This is a genomic window from Paraburkholderia sp. ZP32-5, from assembly GCF_021390495.1.
Taxonomy (GTDB): Bacteria; Pseudomonadota; Gammaproteobacteria; order Burkholderiales; family Burkholderiaceae; genus Paraburkholderia.
On the sequence record NZ_JAJEJP010000001.1, the window covers coordinates 3,322,032 to 3,339,505 of the forward strand.

The 17,474-nt window shown below is 64.2% G+C and carries 14 protein-coding genes; 6 read left to right on the forward strand and 8 right to left on the reverse strand.

Annotation, left to right across the window (positions count from 1 at the left end; genetic code table 11):
- Positions 1 to 102: 102 nt before the first annotated feature.
- From nadC to purN, 6 genes are all read right to left on the reverse strand, one after another.
- Positions 103 to 1,026 carry a carboxylating nicotinate-nucleotide diphosphorylase gene (gene nadC, locus L0U82_RS14315; protein ID WP_233831820.1) on the reverse strand — a complete coding sequence of 308 codons (924 nt, stop codon included), beginning with the start codon at positions 1,024 to 1,026 and terminating at the stop codon, positions 103 to 105.
- Positions 1,026 to 2,165, reverse strand: a complete 1,140-nt coding sequence (nadA, locus tag L0U82_RS14320) for a quinolinate synthase NadA (protein ID WP_233833280.1) — start codon at positions 2,163 to 2,165, stop codon at positions 1,026 to 1,028. The genes nadC and nadA overlap by 1 nt, the downstream gene beginning before the upstream one ends.
- A 112-nt stretch (positions 2,166 to 2,277) precedes the next feature.
- Positions 2,278 to 3,474, reverse strand: a complete 1,197-nt coding sequence (locus L0U82_RS14325) for a DesA family fatty acid desaturase (protein WP_233831822.1) — start codon at positions 3,472 to 3,474, stop codon at positions 2,278 to 2,280.
- Between the two features lie 200 nt (positions 3,475 to 3,674).
- Positions 3,675 to 5,069, reverse strand: a complete 1,395-nt coding sequence (locus tag L0U82_RS14330) for a mechanosensitive ion channel domain-containing protein (protein ID WP_267929422.1) — start codon at positions 5,067 to 5,069, stop codon at positions 3,675 to 3,677.
- 72 nt (positions 5,070 to 5,141) lie between these two features.
- A complete protein-coding gene (locus L0U82_RS14335; protein ID WP_233831824.1) occupies positions 5,142 to 6,401 on the reverse strand; it encodes an RsmB/NOP family class I SAM-dependent RNA methyltransferase in 1,260 nt (419 codons plus the stop codon).
- The gene (gene purN / locus L0U82_RS14340) at positions 6,398 to 7,051 is read right to left on the reverse strand and encodes a phosphoribosylglycinamide formyltransferase (protein ID WP_233831825.1); all 654 of its coding nucleotides are present in this window, start codon (positions 7,049 to 7,051) and stop codon (positions 6,398 to 6,400) included. The genes L0U82_RS14335 and purN overlap by 4 nt, the downstream gene beginning before the upstream one ends.
- 150 nt (positions 7,052 to 7,201) lie before the next feature.
- Here purN and L0U82_RS14345 point away from each other — a divergent pair, with 150 nt between their 5' ends.
- The 6 genes from L0U82_RS14345 (at position 7,202) to dut (ending at position 14,635) form a co-directional block, all read left to right on the forward strand.
- Positions 7,202 to 8,197, forward strand: a complete 996-nt coding sequence (locus L0U82_RS14345) for a bifunctional riboflavin kinase/FAD synthetase (RefSeq protein ID WP_233831826.1) — start codon at positions 7,202 to 7,204, stop codon at positions 8,195 to 8,197.
- 169 nt (positions 8,198 to 8,366) lie between these two features.
- Positions 8,367 to 11,204 (forward strand): isoleucine--tRNA ligase, encoded by a 2,838-nt coding sequence (ileS, locus tag L0U82_RS14350; RefSeq protein WP_233831827.1) that lies wholly within the window; start codon positions 8,367 to 8,369, stop codon positions 11,202 to 11,204.
- Positions 11,204 to 11,710, forward strand: coding sequence for a signal peptidase II (gene lspA / locus L0U82_RS14355; protein ID WP_442793619.1), 507 nt, complete (start codon positions 11,204 to 11,206; stop codon positions 11,708 to 11,710). Before ileS ends, lspA begins: the two co-directional genes overlap by 1 nt.
- A gap of 118 nt (positions 11,711 to 11,828) precedes the next feature.
- Complete coding sequence (gene coaBC / locus L0U82_RS14360; protein ID WP_233831829.1) at positions 11,829 to 13,043, forward strand: bifunctional phosphopantothenoylcysteine decarboxylase/phosphopantothenate--cysteine ligase CoaBC; 1,215 nt, start codon at positions 11,829 to 11,831, stop codon at positions 13,041 to 13,043.
- A 66-nt stretch (positions 13,044 to 13,109) separates the two neighbouring features.
- On the forward strand, positions 13,110 to 14,126 hold the full coding sequence (locus L0U82_RS14365) for an LLM class flavin-dependent oxidoreductase (RefSeq protein ID WP_233831831.1): 1,017 nt from the start codon (positions 13,110 to 13,112) through the stop codon (positions 14,124 to 14,126).
- A 62-nt stretch (positions 14,127 to 14,188) separates the two neighbouring features.
- Complete coding sequence (gene dut / locus L0U82_RS14370; RefSeq protein ID WP_233831833.1) at positions 14,189 to 14,635, forward strand: dUTP diphosphatase; 447 nt, start codon at positions 14,189 to 14,191, stop codon at positions 14,633 to 14,635.
- Positions 14,636 to 14,801: 166 nt separating this feature from the next.
- On the opposite strand, the gene clpA is transcribed toward dut, so the two are convergent.
- Together clpA and clpS are read right to left on the reverse strand one after the other, a co-directional pair.
- The gene (gene clpA / locus L0U82_RS14375) at positions 14,802 to 17,099 is read right to left on the reverse strand and encodes an ATP-dependent Clp protease ATP-binding subunit ClpA (protein ID WP_233831834.1); all 2,298 of its coding nucleotides are present in this window, start codon (positions 17,097 to 17,099) and stop codon (positions 14,802 to 14,804) included.
- Positions 17,096 to 17,410, reverse strand: coding sequence for an ATP-dependent Clp protease adapter ClpS (gene clpS, locus L0U82_RS14380; RefSeq protein ID WP_233831835.1), 315 nt, complete (start codon positions 17,408 to 17,410; stop codon positions 17,096 to 17,098). The genes clpA and clpS overlap by 4 nt, the downstream gene beginning before the upstream one ends.
- Positions 17,411 to 17,474: the final 64 nt, after the last annotated feature.

Here is a 17,474-nt window from a genome sequence, read left to right on the forward strand (position 1 = left end):
CTGAAACGAAACGGTAGCGCAAAAACGACAAGGCCATCGCCGGAATTCCCCGGCAATGGCCTTGTTCAGCACTCGCGAGCGCCTCGCGCCCGCCCGCGGGGATCAAACGATCCGCATCGAGTAGTCAGTCGCGCGCACGTCTTTGGTCAGCGCACCAATCGATACGCGATCGACGCCGGTCTCAGCAATCGTGCGCACAGTTTCGAAGTTCACGCCGCCGGACACTTCGAGTACCGCCCGCCCCGCCGTGATACGAACCGCGTCGCGCATCATATCGAGCGAAAAGTTGTCGAGCAGAATGCTCTGTGCCCGATGTGCGAGCGCGGTTTGCAATTCATCGAGCGTTTCGACTTCGATCTGGATCGGCACGCCCGTATTCAATGCCAGCGCCGCCTCCATTGCCGCGCCGATGCCTCCCGCTGCGGCAATGTGGTTCTCCTTGATCAGAATGCCGTCGTACAGCGCGAGACGCTGATTCGCGCCACCGCCGACCCGCACCGCGTACTTCTGCGCGAGCCGCAAACCCGGCAACGTCTTGCGCGTATCCAGAACGCGCGTACTCGTGTGAGCGATCGCGTCCGCGTAGCGGCGCGTTATGCTCGCCACGCCCGATAGCAGTTGCAGGAAATTCATCGCGTTGCGCTCCCCGGTCAGCAGAGCGCGCACCGGTCCACGCAACTCGCAAACCGGCGTATTCGCGCTCATGCGATCGCCTTCGCGATAACACCACTGAACCTCAATGCGCGGATCGATCGCGCGCATCACCGCATCGAACCACAACACGCCGCACAGCACAGCCTCTTCGCGTACGGTGATGCGTGCGCTGCGGATGTCGTCGGCGGGCACGAGCCGGCCGGTCTCGTCACCCGTGCCGACATCTTCGGCGAGCGCGTCGGCGACGTTGCGCGCGAGCGCCGCATCGAACGCCGCGCCGTATTCCGCATGAATCTCCGCGAAGAGCGGCGACACCGCGCCAGATCCCTGGTACCCCGCCGCCTGCACAGGCGCCTTCTCAACCACCGTCATTACGCTGCCCCCACGTTCGAATACAGTTGCACGTCGCGCGCGAGATCGCCGCTTGCCTGCACGCGCTTCTTTTGACGCGCGGCGAAATCGAGCATGCGGTCGATCGGCACGCGCGCGCGCTCGCCGATCGCGCGATCGACGAAAATTTCGTTATGGCCACGCTCGAGTACGTCAGCCAGATTGGCGAGTCCGTTCATCGCCATCCACGGACAATGCGCGCAACTCTTGCAGGTCGCGCTATTGCCGGCCGTGGGCGCGGCAATCAGCGTCTTGCCAGGGGCGGCGAGTTGCATCTTGTGCAGGATGCCGAGGTCGGTCGCGACGATGAAATGGCTCGCGTCAAGCTTTTGCGCGGCGTCGATCAACTGCGTGGTCGAGCCGACGACGTCGGCGAGCGCGACCACGCCAGGGGGCGACTCCGGATGCACGAGCACCTTCGCATGCGGATACTCCGCGCGCAGCAGATCGAGTTCGATGCCTTTGAATTCGTCGTGCACGAGACAGGAGCCCTGCCACATCAGCATGTCCGCGCCGGTCTTGCCCTGGATATAACTGCCGAGATGGCGGTCCGGCGCCCAGATAATCTTTTCGCCGCGCGCGTGCAAATCGGCGACGATCTTCAATCCGATCGACGACGTCACCATCCAGTCCGCCCGGGCCTTCACGGCGGCGCTCGTGTTCGCGTAGACGACCACCGTGCGGTCCGGATGCGCGTCGCAGAATGCAGAAAACTCGTCGACTGGACAACCGAGGTCGAGTGAACAGGTCGCATCCAGATCCGGCATCAGAATGCGCTTGTCCGGACTGAGGATTTTCGCGGTCTCGCCCATGAAACGGACGCCGGCGACCACCAGTGTCTGCGCGTCGTGATCTCGTCCGAAGCGCGCCATTTCCAGCGAATCAGCCACGCAGCCGCCAGTTTCGTCGGCCAGCTCCTGCAATTCGGCGTCGACATAATAGTGCGCGACGAGCACCGCCTTCTCGCGCTTCAGTAACGCACGAATGCGCGCCTTCAGCGCCAGCTTTTCTTCCGCCGACGGTGTCTCGGGCACCTTCGCCCACGCCTGCCCGACTCCGCAGATCATGCCCTGCTGCTCAGGCCGGTCGTATTCGACAGTCCTGATCGCCTGCTGCTCCATCATCTCCTCTGCCCTCACTCGGCTGCCGCGAAATCGCAACGATTTTCGTGGCCCAAAAATGCAAAACCCCGCCAACGCGGGGTTTTGTGACGTTCTGAAATTTTAATGGATTTCAGGCGTAGCGACGCAGCCGCATCGCGAAGTCTTGCAGAGCCTTGATACCGCTTTGCTCGGCTCGATGACACCAGTCCTGCAATTGCGCCAGCAGTTGCTCGCGCGACGCGTTGGAGCGCTCCCAGATCGACGCGAGTTCGTTGCGCATATCGATGTAGGTTTTCAGCTTCTGACTGTTCGCGAAAATCTGCGGCAACTGAAGCTTCTGCGGCTCGTTCAGGCCCGCCTCTTCCTTGTGGAACCAGCTGCGCGCGCCGCGCATCACCTGATACTTCTCGCGTGCACCAACTTCCTTCAGATGCGCAAGCTCCTGACGGTATGCGCGCTTGATCGCTTTCGCGTAACGCGCCATCACTTCATAGCGGTTCGCGAGCACGGCCTGCAGCGTGTCCTGATCGAGCACGAGCTTGCCGGTGGTCAGACGCGGCGTCGGCGCGACCTTCTTCACCTTGGCCAGACGGAACGCCTGCATGATGCGGATGTACATCCAGCCGATGTCGAACTCGTACCACTTGTTCGACAGCTTGGCCGAAGTCGCATACGTGTGATGATTGTTATGCAGTTCTTCGCCGCCGATGATGATGCCCCACGGGAAAATGTTGGTGCTCGCATCCGACGAATTGAAATTGCGGTAGCCCCAGAAGTGCGCGAGACCGTTGACCACGCCAGCCGCCCAGAACGGAATCCAGATCATCTGCACGGCCCAGATCGTCAGACCGACGATACCGAACAGCGCAACGTTGATCACCATCATCAGGCTCACGCCGAGAATCGGGTACTTCGTGTAGACGTTGCGTTCCATCCAGTCGTTCGGCGTGCCGTGGCTGAACTTGCGCATCGTTTCTTCGTTTTTCGCTTCAACGCGATAGAGTTCGGCGCCTTCCAGCAGCACCTTCCAGATACCGCGGGTTTGCGGGCTGTGCGGATCTTCCTCGGTCTCGCACTTCGCGTGGTGCTTACGGTGAATCGCGGCCCACTGGCCGGTCAACATACCGGTGGTCATCCACAGCCAGAAACGGAAAAAATGACTTGCGATCGGATGCAGGTCCAGCGCGCGATGCGCCTGGCAGCGATGCAGATAAACGGTCACGCCGATGATCGTGATGTGCGTCACGATCAGCGTGTAGACGATGAGTTGCCACCACGACAGTTGCAGCAAACCGTGGGCAAGAAAATCGAGCAAGGAATTCAACAAGGTAAGTTACCTGTAGAACGAGAGATACGGAGCACACGCAGTGCGTGTGTCATGAAAGTGAAAGCATACAGCGAGATAGGACGACATTCTACTTGAAGCGTTCCAAGTGTTTGTAACAAATAGGGATTTTTTGTGCGTTATCAACGCGATAGCTCCCCGCCACGGTAGCGACGCGGCGCTCGCGACGCAATGAAACGGCCTCAGCGGCCGTCGTTGGCGGCGCCGTCCAGCGGCCCGGGTGCGGCATTGGCGGTGGACTCGGCCAATGAGCCAGTGCCAGTCATGGATACCGGGTGCGACATTGCGCCGCCCGCGGCGCCGACGATCCGCACTTCGCGTTGCGCAAGCGGAATGCTCACGCCGTGCTCGGAGAACAACCGCCAGATATTGCGGTTGACCGTCGAACGCACTCCCGACGTACCGGTCGCCGCGTCCTCAATCCAGAAGCCCAGTTCGAGATTGATGCCATCCGGGCCAAAGCCCACCAGATAAGGCGTCGGCGCGGGCTCGCGCAGCACGCGAGGCACATCGACGGCGGCCTCGACGAGCAGTGCCATGGCCCCCTCGACGTCGGACGTATAGGCGATCTGCACCGCCGCCTTCGCATAGCCGCGCGTCAGATACGACGACTGGTTCTGCACCACGTCGGTGATCAGTTTTTCGTTCGGGATCAGCGTCTCGATGCCGTCGAGTCCGCGTACGACGGTGTAGCGCGTGCGGATCTGCGTCACCTTGCCCTGCAGACCGCTCACGTTGATCGTGTCGCCGATGCGCAACGACCTGTCGAGCAGGATGATGAAGCCCGACACGTAGTTGCTCGCGATCTTCTGCATGCCGAAGCCGAGGCCGACGCCAAGCGCGCCGCCGAACACGCCGAGCACCGTGATGTCGATACCGACGATCGACAGACTGACCAACACCGCTGCCAGCACGAAGGCCGCTCGGCCGACGCGCGCAACCACCACCTTGAGATTCGCGTCGAGCGTTTTCGAGCGCATCAGACGGTCTTCGAATGTCGAGCCCAGCCACATCGCGACGATCATCGTGACGCCGACCCACAACAGGCCGGTGACGAGTGACAGCAGCGTCATATGCGCATTGGCGACGCGAAAGTGCACGCTGCCCATCCACGCGATCACGTCGTCCTGAATCCCCATCAGCGTGAGCACCATGCCGATCCACACGATGACCGACACGGTCTTCTCGACGAGGAACAGCCACGGATGCACGCCGCCGTCGCGGTTGAACACCCGCCGCGCGAAGAAGAACACGATGTAGATCAGGCCGATGCCGACCAGCGGCACCAGCGCCAGATCGAGCAGCGCGGTATGCATGAACTGGCCGGCGATCGCCCGCGCGAGCCACACGAGCGCCGCGCCGATCAGCGGAAAGGCCGCGCGGTTCAGGCTCTCCATGCCGAAGCGCAGGGTCTGGTAACGGGGCGCCTGAGGCGCCGTCAGCCGGCGCCGCAACGTGCGCGCGACGAACCACGCGAGCAGCAGCGTCGCGGCCAGGATGCCGAGCTGCCACAACATCACGGGCCGACCGAAGTCGCGCGCGATGTCCTCGAACATATGGGGGAATGTCGTATGCATGATGTCGCCGAAATGGCCGGCCCGGCGGCCTGCAAGCCAAGCCACGCGCGCCGGCCGAATGCCCGCTCGCGCTTAGCTTTGGCGCTCGAGCACGGCGGCGAAAAAGCCGTCCGTCGCGTGACGGTGCGGCCACAGCGACAGGTAGTCGCCCATTTCGAGCTCGATGCGCTGTTCGGCAAGCACTTCGCGCACGGGCACGAGCGCGAAGTCCGGATGATCGGCGAGAAACTGCTGCACGACCGCCTCGTTTTCCGCCTCGAGAATCGAGCAGGTCGCATAGACCAGACGGCCGCCCTTCTTCACCAGACGCGCCGCGCTCGCGAGAATCGACGCCTGCTTCGGCGCCAGTTCACCAACCGACCCCGGCGACTGGCGCCACTTCAGATCCGGATTACGACGCAGCGTGCCGAGGCCGCTGCACGGCGCATCGACCAGCACGCGGTCGATCTTGCCGGCCAGCCGCTTGATCTTCGCGTCGTGCTCGCTGTCGATCAGCACCGGGTTCACGTTCGACAGCCCGCTGCGCGCGAGGCGCGGCTTGAGCTTGGCGAGCCGCCGCTCGGAGATATCGAATGCGTACAGACGGCCGGTCGAGCGCATCGCCGCGCCGAGCGCCAGCGTCTTGCCGCCCGCGCCCGCGCAGAAATCGACGATCATCTCGCCGCGCCGTGGCGCGACCAGCGAGCACAACAGCTGGCTGCCCTCGTCCTGCACTTCGAGCCAGCCCTGCTGGAATGCGTCGAGCTTCGTGAGCGGCGGCTTGCCGACCACGCGCACGCCGAACGGCGCGAACGGCGTCGCGCCGGCCTCGATGCCGGCCTTCGACAGCGCGCCCAGCACGTCGTCGCGACTCGCCTTCACAGGGTTCGCGCGCAGATCGAGCGGCGCCGGGTAGTTCAGCGCGGCGGCCAGTTGCGCAAGCTCGGCGGCCTCGAAGCGCGTGGACAGCGCCTGACAGATCCAGTCGGGTAGATTCAGGCGAATTCGCAGCGGCAGGCTTTCCGGGTCGATCTTCGCGACGTGTTCGAGCCACGTCGCCTCCGCCTCGGTGACGAACGGCTTCAGCGCGCTGCGCCCGGCCGTCTGCATCAGACCGAGCAGGGCCATGCGGCGCGCCGGGCTGCCGGAGCCGCTTTCGGCGAGGTGGGCGAACTCCATCCGGCGCCGCAGCACCGCGAACACCGCTTCGGCGATCACGCCGCGCTCGCCGTGCCCGAGCTTCGGATGGGCGCGGAAAAAGCGGCTGGTGGTGGCGTCGGCCGGGCCGTTGAGCCGCAGCACTTCGGCCAGCAGCGTTTCAGTTTGTCCAATCAGGAAACCATGCAATCTCATGCGCCCTCTCCGGCGGTGTGACCGGCAAAGAGCCATTGCGGCTCCGGCGGCGTAAGCGTGACACGTAGGCCGTCGAGCGCGAGACGCCCTTCGACGAACCAGCGCACCGCGCGTGGATAAATGATGTGTTCGGTGGCCAGCACGCGCTCGGCGAGCATGGCGGCGGTGTCACCCGCGACGACCGGCACGGCCGACTGTACGACGATCGGCCCATGATCGAGCTGCGACGTAACGAAATGCACCGACGCGCCGTGCAGCCGCACGCCGGCGTCGAGTGCCTGTTGATGGGTCTTGAGGCCGGGAAAGCTGGGCAGCAGCGACGGATGCACGTTCAGCATGCGCCCGGCGTAATGGTCGACGAAGCCCGCGGTGAGCACCCGCATGAAGCCGGCGAGCACCACGAGGTCCGGTGCGAACGCATCGATCCGCGCGGCGAGCGCCGCATCGAAGCTGTCGCGATCGGCAAACTGGCGGTGATCGACCACCGCCGTGGCGATACCATGCGACGCCGCGAACGCGAGGCCCGCGGCATCGGGACGGCTGGCAATCACGGCGGCGATCCGCGCCGGCCAGCCCTCGCTCGCGCAGGCGCGCACGATGGCTTCCATATTGCTGCCCCGTCCGGAAATCAGGATGACGAGTTTTTTCATGCGCGGATTTTATCATTCGGCAACCGCCGGACCGTGCCCGCGCAGCCGCCTGCCGCGCCAAGCGTTTATAATCGATTGTTTTGCGGCACCTTGGCCGCATCTGCAACCCAACCGCTGCAAACGCAAACCCAACCGCCGCAACCCGCTATCGTGAGAGTCTTCCGCGGTCTTCCCAATGCCGAGAGCCGTGCGCCCTGCGCGCTGACCATTGGCAATTTCGACGGTGTCCACCGCGGCCATCAGGCTCTGCTCGCCCATGTGCGCGCGGCCGCCGATGCACGCGGCCTGCCCGTCTGCGTGATGACCTTCGAGCCGCATCCCCGCGAATTCTTCAACCCGACCGGCGCGCCGCCGCGCATCGCGATGCTGCGCGACAAGCTCGAAGCGCTGCGCACCAACGGGGTCGACCGGGTCGTCGTCGAGCATTTCAATCACACGTTCGCGAGCCAGTCGCCGGATGCGTTCGTCGAGCGGATCATCGTCAACGGATTGCACGCGCGCTGGATCATGATTGGCGACGACTTCCGCTACGGCGCGAAGCGTGCCGGCGATTTCGCGTCGCTGAAAACCGCCGGCCAGCAATACGGCTTCGAAGTCGAGCAGATGGCGACGGTCGCCGACCCATCGGGCGCGCGCATTTCCAGCTCGGGCGTGCGTGCTTCGCTGGTCGCCGGTGACCTCGACGCGGCGCGTGCCGCGCTCGGCCGCGATTACCTGATTAGCGGCCACGTCACGCACGGCATGAAGCTCGGTCGTGACCTCGGCTTTCCTACGCTCAATCTGCCGATCGCGCACAAGCGCCCGGCGCTCGCCGGCATCTTCGTCGTGCAGGTGCACGGCATCGCCGAGCATCCGCTGCCCGGCGTCGCGAGCCTCGGGCTGCGCCCCACCGTCGACGATTCCGGCCGCGTGCTGCTCGAAGTGCATCTGCTCGACTGGCACGGCGATGCGTATGGCAAACTCGTGCGCGTCGAATTTCTGAAGAAGCTGCGCAACGAGGAGAAGTTCGCCGACCTCGAAACGCTGACCGCCGCCATCGCGCGCGACGTCGCCAATGCCCGCGCGTGGTTCGCGGCCGTCGGCGCCGGCACGCCGGGCAGCCGTTCCACCGGTTTCGCCACCTCGGCCACCGATCGAATTAGATAGCCGCCCCGGTCCGGGTTGGCGCAGCACGCCGCACGGACCGCCGCCGCGCGCATCGAAGGGCGTCAGGGCTTCACGCAAGCCGCCTGCCGGGCGCGTCCCACGCCCTCGCGAGAGCACACGCAACGCTCGCGCCGCTACGCATACAAACGAATTCACCCGCCACCACATCATGAGCAACAAGAAAGCCGATTCGAAACCGCAGTCCCGCTACCCGGTCAACCTGCTCGATACGCCGTTCCCGATGCGCGGCGACCTGCCCAAGCGCGAGCCGCAATGGGTCAAGGACTGGCAGGAGCGCAAGATCTACGAAACGATCCGCGCCGCCTCCAGGGGCCGCAAGAAGTTCATCCTGCACGACGGCCCGCCGTATGCGAACGGCGATATCCACCTCGGCCACGCGGTGAACAAGATCCTGAAGGACATGATCGTCAAGGCGCGCAATCTGGCGGGCTTCGACGCGGTCTACGTGCCGGGCTGGGACTGCCACGGCATGCCGATCGAAATCCAGATCGAAAAGCAGTTCGGCAAATCGCTGCCGGCCGCCGAGGTGATGCAGAAGGCGCGCGCGTACGCGACCGAGCAGATCGAAAAGCAGAAGGTCGGCTTCCGCCGTCTGGGCGTACTCGGCGAATGGGACAACCCGTACAAGACGATGAACTTCGCGAACGAAGCTGGCGAAATCCGCGCGCTCGCGAAGATCATGGAAAAGGGCTACGTGTTCCGCGGCCTGAAGCCGGTCAACTGGTGTTTTGACTGCGGCTCGGCGCTCGCTGAGGCGGAAGTCGAGTACAAGGACAAGACCGACCCGACCATCGACGTGCTGTTCAGCTTCGCCGAGCCGGAGAAAACCGCGCAGGCGTTCGGCCTCGCCGCGCTGCCGCGCAACGAAGGCGGCATCGTGATCTGGACCACCACGCCGTGGACCATCCCCGCCAACCAGGCGCTGAACCTGCATCCGGAAATCGTCTACGCGTTGGTCGATACGCCGCGCGGCCTGCTGATCCTCGCCGAGGAACGCGTCGAAGCGTGCCTGAAGCAGTACGATCTCGAAGGCAACATCATCGCGACAACGCCGGGCGCGAAGCTCGTGAACCTGCGCTTCAACCATCCGCTCGCGTCCGCGCATCCGGCCTACAAGCGCACCGCGCCGGTCTACCTCGGCGAGTACGTGACGACCGAAACCGGCACTGGTGTCGTGCACTCGTCGCCCGCCTACGGCGTCGAAGACTTCGTGTCGTGCAAGGCGCACGGCATGTCGGACTCGGACATCATCAACCCGGTGATGGGCGACGGCCGCTATATCGAATCGCTCGCGCTGTTCGGCGGCCTGTCGATCTGGGCCGCCAATCCGCAGATCGTCGAAGCGTTGCAAGGCGCCGGTTCGCTGATGCGCACCGAGAAGTACACGCACAGCTACATGCACTGCTGGCGCCACAAAACGCCGATCATCTACCGCGCCACGTCGCAGTGGTTCGCCGGTATGGACATCAAGCCGAACGACAACGACAAGACGCTGCGCGAAACCGCTCTGGAAGGCATCGAGAACACCGCGTTCTATCCGTCGTGGGGCAAGCAGCGCCTGTTCAGCATGATCGCCAACCGCCCGGACTGGACGCTGTCGCGTCAGCGCCAGTGGGGTGTGCCGATGGCGTTCTTCGTGCACAAGGAAACCGGCGAGCTGCATCCGCGCACGCTCGAACTGCTCGAACAGGTCGCGCAGCGCGTCGAGAAGGAAGGTATCGAGGCGTGGCAAACGCTCGATCCGCGCGAGCTGATCGGCGACGACGCCAATATGTACGAAAAGAACCGCGACACACTCGACGTGTGGTTCGACTCGGGCACCACGCACTGGCACGTGCTGCGCGGCTCGCACAAGGACGAGCTGCAATTCCCGGCCGACCTGTATCTGGAAGGCTCGGACCAGCACCGCGGCTGGTTCCATTCGTCGCTGCTGACCGCGTCGATGCTCGATGGCCGCCCGCCCTACAACGCGCTGCTCACGCACGGCTTCACCGTCGACGGCGAAGGCCGCAAGATGAGCAAGTCGCTCGGCAACGGTATCGACCCGCACGAAGTGGCGAACCGCCTCGGCGCGGAAATCATCCGTCTGTGGATCGCGTCGACCGACTACTCGGGCGAGCTGGCGATCTCCGAGGAAATCCTGAAGCGCGTGACGGAAAGCTATCGCCGTATCCGCAACACGCTGCGCTTCCTGCTCGCGAACCTGTCGGACTTCGACTTCGCGCAGCACGCACGTCCGCTCGAAGACTGGCTCGAGATCGATCGCTACGCGGTGGCGCTCGCCGCGAACCTGCAGAACGACATCCTGTCGCACTACGACAAGTACGAGTTCCATCCGGTCGTCGCGAAGCTGCAGACGTTCTGCTCGGAAGACCTCGGCGGCTTCTATCTCGACGTGCTGAAGGATCGTCTGTACACGACCGCGGCCGATTCGGTCGCGCGCCGCTCCGCGCAGACCGCGCTCTATCACATCGCGCACGGCCTGCTGCGCGTGATGGCGCCGTTCCTGTCGTTCACCGCGGAAGAAGCGTGGAAGGTATTCCAGCCGAACAGCGAAACGATCTTCACCGAGACTTATCACGCGTACCCGGCGGTGCCGGAAGCGGGCGCGCTGCTCGATAAATGGACGCTGCTGCGCGCGGCGCGCGGCGACGTGACCAAGGCGCTCGAAGAAGCCCGCGTCGCGAACCTGATCGGCTCGTCGCTGCAGGCGGAAGTCGAAATCCGCGCGAGCGGCGCGCGGTACGACGCGCTCGCGAGCCTCGGCGACGACCTGAAGTTCGTGCTGATCACCTCGGCGGCGAATGTCGTGAAGGTCGATAGCGAAGCGGACGAAGGCGTCGAAGTGATCGCGTCGAAGTACCTGAAGTGCGAGCGCTGCTGGCACTATCGCGCGGACGTCGGCGCGCACGCCGAACATCCGTCGCTGTGCGGCCGCTGCTTCAGCAATCTGTTCGGCAATGGCGAAACGAGGAGCGCGGCATAATGGCGGGAAGCATGTCGAAAACATCGGCCCGAAGCAGTTCGCTGGCACCCTGGCTCGGGATCGCGCTGATCGTGATCCTGTTCGACCAGCTGACGAAAATCGCGGTCCGCAAGGTGTTCGAGTACGGTGTGCCGCATGAGATCACGTCGTTCTTCAACCTGATCCTCGTGTACAACCGCGGCGCCGCGTTCAGCTTCCTCGCGATGGCGGGCGGCTGGCAGCGCTGGGCGTTCACCGCGCTCGGCGTGGTCGCCGCGCTGGTGATCTGCTATCTGCTCAAGCGCCATAGCGGCCAGAAGATGTTCTGCACGGCGCTCGCGCTGATTCTTGGCGGCGCGCTCGGCAATGTGATCGACCGCCTGATGTACGGCCACGTGGTCGACTTCCTCGACTTTCACGTCGGCGGCTGGCACTGGCCGGCGTTCAATCTCGCCGACAGCGCGATCACGATCGGCGCGATCCTGCTGGTGCTCGACGAGTTGCGGCGCGTACGCGGTTCACGCTAACGTCGCCAGCGCGGGTGCTGCTGCGCTTGCAGCGCCCGCGTCCGTTTGAAACGCGCGGCGGCAACGGCGGGCAACGCCCTTGCGCCACCGCGCGATCACGCTTTGTCGGAGGCTTTCGTTGGCAACCGCAGAACTCGCAGGCAAACACCTCGTCCTCGGCATGTCGGGCGGTATCGCCTGCTACAAGATCGCCGAACTTACGCGTCTGTTGACCAAGGCTGGCGCGACCGTGCAGGTCGTCATGACCGAAGCGGCCACCCAGTTCATCACGCCCGTGACGATGCAGGCGCTGTCCGGCCGGCCGGTCTACACGAGCCAGTGGGACACGCGCGTGCCGAACAACATGGCGCATATCGATCTGTCGCGCGAAGCCGACGCGATCGTGATCGCGCCGGCCTCCACCGACTTCCTCGCCAAACTCGCGCACGGCATGGCCGACGACCTGCTGTCGACGCTGTGCATCGCGCGCGACTGCCCGCTGCTCGTCGTGCCGGCGATGAACCGGCAGATGTGGCAGAACCCGGCCACGCAGCGCAACGTCGCGCAACTGCGCGCGGATGGTATCGAAGTGCTCGGCCCCGATTCCGGCCCGCAGGCGTGCGGTGAAGTCGGCGACGGGCGAATGCTCGAAGCGGCGGCAACGTTCGAAGCGATCGCGTCGTTTTTCGCGCCGAAGATTCTGGCCGGCCGGCGCGTGCTGCTGACCGCCGGACCGACCTTCGAACCGCTCGACCCGGTGCGCGGCATCACGAATCGTTCGAGCGGCAAAATGGGCTTCGCGCTCGCGCGTGCCGCCCAGCAGGCCGGCGCGGACGTGCATCTGATAGCCGGCCCGGTCGCGCTCGACACACCGTGGGGCGTGATCCGCGAGGACGTACAAACCGCGCAGCAGATGCACGACGCGGTGATGCGCGCGGTCGGCGCCGCGGACATCTTCATCGGCGTGGCGGCGGTGGCCGACTGGCGTATCGATCACGTCAGCGAACAGAAGATCAAGAAGACCGCGGAGCGCACGCTGCCGAGCTTCACGTTCGTCGAGAATCCCGACATCCTGGCCGCGGTCGCGAAGCTACCGAAGCCGCCGTTCGCGGTCGGCTTCGCGGCCGAGAGCGACAATCTTGAAATCCACGGCGAGGAAAAGCGCGCTCGCAAGAACGTGCCGCTGCTGATCGGCAATCTGGGCCCGCAGACGTTCGGGCTCGACGACAACGAAGTGATCCTGTTCGAAGCAGGCAGCGCCACGAAGCTGCCGCGCGCCGACAAGCAGACGCTCGCGCGCGCGCTCATCACGGAAATCGCCAAGCGCCTGCCTGACACCAGTCCGGTTCGCTGAGCAAGCGACGGCTCGTACGCGCCGCCGCTTGTTGTCCCGAACGGAGCCATCTGGAGCATTACTGACATGACGCTACTTTCCGTGCTCGACCAAACGCCGGTGATCTCCGGACACTCGGTCGCCGACGCGATCGCCGCCACCATCGAACTCGCGCAACTCGCCGACGACCTCGGCTACACCCGCTACTGGTGCGCTGAACACCACGGCCTGCGCGGCGTATCGAACCCGTGCCCCGAGGTAATGTTGGCGCGCCTCGGCAGCGTGACCCGGCGCATTCGCATTGGCTCGGGCGGCGTGATGCTGCCGTACTACAGTCCGTTCAAGGTCGCCGAGCAGTTCATGATGCTGGAGGCGCTGTTTCCGAACCGCGTCGATCTCGGTGTCGGGCGCGCACCTGGCGGCGACATGCGTACCGCGCAGGCGGTCGCCGCCGGCACCTACAACCGCGGCGAGGTGTTCCCGCAACAGGTCACCGAGCTGCTCGGGCTGATGCACGGCACGCTCCCCGCTGATCACCTCGCGCAAGGCGTGCTGCTGCAGCCGCAAATCGATACGCGTCCGCAACTATGGATGCTCGGCTCGAGCGAATTCGGCGGTTTGCTTGCCGCGCAACTGGGCATTCGCTTTTCGTTCGCGCACTTCATCAACGCGCATTTCGGCCGACAGGTCGCGCTTGCCTACCGCGAGCGTTTTCAGCCGGGCGACGAAGCGTCGCAGCCGTATCTCGCGGCCGCCGTGTTCGTGATCTGCGCGGATACCGAGCAGGAAGCCGCGGCCCTCGAAAAGGCCGTCGATTTGCGCCGCGTGCAGATGGCATATGGCCTGAACGAGCCGATTCCGAATATCGAACAGGGCATCGCGCAGGAATACGGCGAGCGTGAACAACTGGTGATCGACCGGGAGAAGCCGCGCAGCATCATCGGCACACCGGAGACCGTGACCGAACGGCTGACTGTGTTGCAGGAACAGTTCCAGGCCGACGAACTGATGGTACTCACCGTCGCCGGCAGCTATCGCGCACGATTGCGCTCGTACGAACTTCTCGCCGACGCGTTTCAGCTCGGCTCGAACCCCGCGGCTTGACGACGCGTTTGCAGGCCGCGCCCCCTTCCAACATTCCACCCAACAGCCACGATCGAACCTGAATGAAACTCGACCTGAAGATTCTCGATGAGCGCATGCGCGAACAGCTCCCCGCGTACGCGACGACCGGCAGCGCCGGCCTCGACCTGCGCGCCTGCCTCGACGAACCGTTGACGCTCGCACCCGGCGAAACCGCGCTGGTGCCGACCGGTCTCGCGATTCACGTCGGCGATCCGGGTTATGCGGCATTGATCCTGCCGCGCTCGGGCCTCGGCCATAAGCACGGCATCGTGCTCGGCAATCTGGTCGGTCTGATCGATTCCGACTACCAGGGCCAACTGATGATTTCGACGTGGAATCGCGGTCAAACGACGTTCGTGCTGAATCCGATGGAACGCCTTGCACAGCTGGTGATCGTGCCGGTCGTGCAGGCCGAGTTCAATATCGTCGATGACTTCGTGGAAAGCGATCGCGGCGCTGGCGGGTTTGGCAGTACCGGCAAGCATTGATTGGCCGCTGCTGCGCTGTTGCGCGCTGTTGCGCGCTGTTGCGTTTCGAGCGCAGCGCTTGAAGAGAAAAACTGAAGCACAAAAAAACGGCGCGGGTTTTATCCCGCGCCGTTCTGCTTTCAGCTTAAGCGGCCTACCTGACTTAGCGTAGCGCCGGTTGCATGCCTTACTCGACTTCGACCGCTTCCGGATTCGGATTACGCGGCGCCGGATGCTCGTCGAACGTCAACTGCACCTTGTCTTCCGCATCGACGTCCACCGTCACGCGGCCGCCGCTCATCAGCTTGCCGAACAGCAATTCGTCGGCGAGCGCGCGACGGATCGTGTCCTGGATCAGACGCTGCATCGGCCGCGCGCCCATCAGCGGATCGAAACCGTGCTTCGCGAGATGCTGCCGCAGCGCGTCGGTGAACAGCGCATCGACCTTCTTCTCGTGCAGTTGATCTTCCAGCTGCATCAGGAACTTGTCGACCACGCGCATGATGATTTCCTCATCGAGCGCACGGAAGCTGATCGTCGCGTCCAGACGGTTACGGAACTCCGGCGTGAACATGCGCTTGATGTCGACCATCTCGTCGCCCGCCTCGCGGCGGTTCGTGAAGCCGATCACCGACTTGCCCATCGCCTCGGCACCCGCATTCGTCGTCATGATGATGATGACGTTGCGGAAGTCCGCCTTGCGGCCGTTGTTGTCCGTCAGCGTGCCGTGGTCCATCACCTGCAGCAGCACGTTGAAGATGTCCGGATGCGCCTTCTCGATTTCGTCGAGCAGCAGCACGCAGTGCGGCTTCTTCGTGATCGCTTCGGTCAGCAGGCCGCCCTGGTCGAAACCGACGTAGCCCGGCGGCGCGCCGATCAGCCGGCTCACCGCGTGACGCTCCATGTATTCGGACATGTCGAAGCGGATCAGCTCGATACCGAGCGTGAACGCGAGCTGCTTCGCAACTTCGGTCTTGCCGACGCCGGTCGGGCCCGAGAACAGGAACGCGCCGATCGGTTTGTCGAGCTTGCCGAGGCCCGCGCGCGCCATCTTGATCGCGGCCGACAGTGCGTCGATGGCCGGGTCCTGCCCGAACACCACGCTCTTCAGATCGCGGTCGAGCGTCTGCAGCTTGCTGCGGTCGTCCTGCGACACGCTTTGCGCCGGCACGCGCGCGATCTTCGAGATGATTTCCTCGATCTCGTTCTTGCCGATCGTCTTCTTCTGCTTTGACTTCGGCAGAATGCGCTGCGCCGCGCCCGCTTCGTCGATCACGTCGATTGCCTTGTCCGGCAGGTGGCGATCAGTGATGAAGCGCGCCGACAGTTCAGCCGCCGCCGACAACGCGCCCGACGAATACTTGACGCCGTGGTGCTCTTCGAAACGCGACTTCAGGCCGCGCAGAATCGCAACCGTCTGCTCGACGGTCGGCTCCGTCACGTCGACCTTCTGGAAACGACGCGACAGCGCCGCGTCTTTTTCGAAGATGCCGCGATATTCGGTGAACGTGGTCGCGCCGATGCACTTGAGCGTGCCCGACGACAACGCCGGCTTCAGCAGATTCGACGCATCGAGCGTGCCGCCCGACGCAGCACCCGCGCCGATCAGCGTATGGATTTCGTCGATGAACAGAATCGCGTGCGGACGCTCTTTCAGTTCCTTCAGCACGGTCTTCAGGCGCTGTTCGAAGTCGCCGCGATACTTGGTGCCCGCGAGCAGCGCGCCCATGTCGAGCGAGTACACCTGCGCATCCGCGAGGATGTCGGGCACTTCGCCGCGCGTGATGCGCCATGCGAGCCCTTCGGCGATCGCGGTCTTGCCGACGCCGGCCTCACCGACCAGCAGCGGATTGTTCTTGCGCCGGCGGCACAATACCTGCACCACGCGCTCGACTTCCGACTCGCGTCCGATCAGCGGATCGATGCGGCCGTCTTTCGCCATCTGGTTCAGGTTCTGCGTGAACTGGGCGAGCGGCGTTTCCTTCTGCGCGGCGGCTTCGTCGGACTCGGCATTCGCGTCGCTCGCCTTGGCGGCGTCGGTGCTGCTCGTCTTGGCGATGCCGTGCGAGATGAAATTGACCACATCAAGGCGCGTGACGCCCTGCTGCTGCAGGTAGTACACCGCATGCGAGTCCTTCTCGCCGAAGATCGCGACCAGCACGTTCGCGCCGGTCACTTCCTTCTTGCCATTCGAGGTGGACTGAACATGCATGATCGCGCGCTGGATCACACGCTGGAAACCGAGCGTGGGCTGCGTGTCGACGTCGTCCGTGCCCGGCACGGTCGGCGTGTTGTCATGAATGAAGTTGCGCAGGTTCTGGCGCAGATCCTCGATATTGGCCGCGCATGCACGCAACACTTCCGCCGCTGTCGGGTTGTCCAACAGCGCGAGCAAAAGATGTTCGACCGTTATGAACTCGTGCCTTGCCTGGCGCGCTTCCATGAACGCCATATGCAGGCTGACTTCCAGTTCCTGGGCAATCATGCTTCCTCCATCACACACTGCAGCGGATGCCCGGCCTGCCGTGCGTGGGTAACGACTTGCTCGACTTTGGTCGACGCGATGTCCCGCGTATAGACCCCACAAACTCCCCTGCCCTCGCGATGCACCTTCAACATGACCTGCGTTGCGGTTTCACGATCTTTATTGAAATATTCCTGCACGACCATCACGACGAATTCCATCGGCGTGAAGTCGTCATTCAGCAGCACCACCTTGTACATGGACGGCGGCTTGAGTTGCTGCTCCTGCCGCTCCAGTACGGTGCCGTCCTGCTTGTCCGGGATAATCGCCATACACCCATTCTAAACAACTAGGACAGGCCCGCAATCCTGTCAAAACCCGGCCAGCCGGCCGATG

Excerpts from the sequence above, each read along its gene's own strand:
- purN (WP_233831825.1), bottom strand. The coding sequence starts at position 7,051 with ATGAAAAAACTCGTCATCCTGATTTCCGGACGGGGCAGCAATATGGAA.
- ileS (WP_233831827.1), top strand. The coding sequence starts at position 8,367 with ATGAGCAACAAGAAAGCCGATTCGAAACCGCAGTCCCGCTACCCGGTC.
- dut (WP_233831833.1), top strand. The coding sequence starts at position 14,189 with ATGAAACTCGACCTGAAGATTCTCGATGAGCGCATGCGCGAACAGCTC.
- lspA (WP_442793619.1), top strand. The coding sequence starts at position 11,204 with ATGGCGGGAAGCATGTCGAAAACATCGGCCCGAAGCAGTTCGCTGGCA.
- nadA (WP_233833280.1), bottom strand. The coding sequence starts at position 2,165 with ATGGAGCAGCAGGCGATCAGGACTGTCGAATACGACCGGCCTGAGCAG.
- clpS (WP_233831835.1), bottom strand. The coding sequence starts at position 17,410 with ATGGCGATTATCCCGGACAAGCAGGACGGCACCGTACTGGAGCGGCAG.
- nadC (WP_233831820.1), bottom strand. The coding sequence starts at position 1,026 with ATGACGGTGGTTGAGAAGGCGCCTGTGCAGGCGGCGGGGTACCAGGGA.
- L0U82_RS14330 (WP_267929422.1), bottom strand. The coding sequence starts at position 5,069 with ATGCATACGACATTCCCCCATATGTTCGAGGACATCGCGCGCGACTTC.
- clpA (WP_233831834.1), bottom strand. The coding sequence starts at position 17,099 with ATGATTGCCCAGGAACTGGAAGTCAGCCTGCATATGGCGTTCATGGAA.
- L0U82_RS14335 (WP_233831824.1), bottom strand. The coding sequence starts at position 6,401 with ATGAGATTGCATGGTTTCCTGATTGGACAAACTGAAACGCTGCTGGCC.
- L0U82_RS14365 (WP_233831831.1), top strand. The coding sequence starts at position 13,110 with ATGACGCTACTTTCCGTGCTCGACCAAACGCCGGTGATCTCCGGACAC.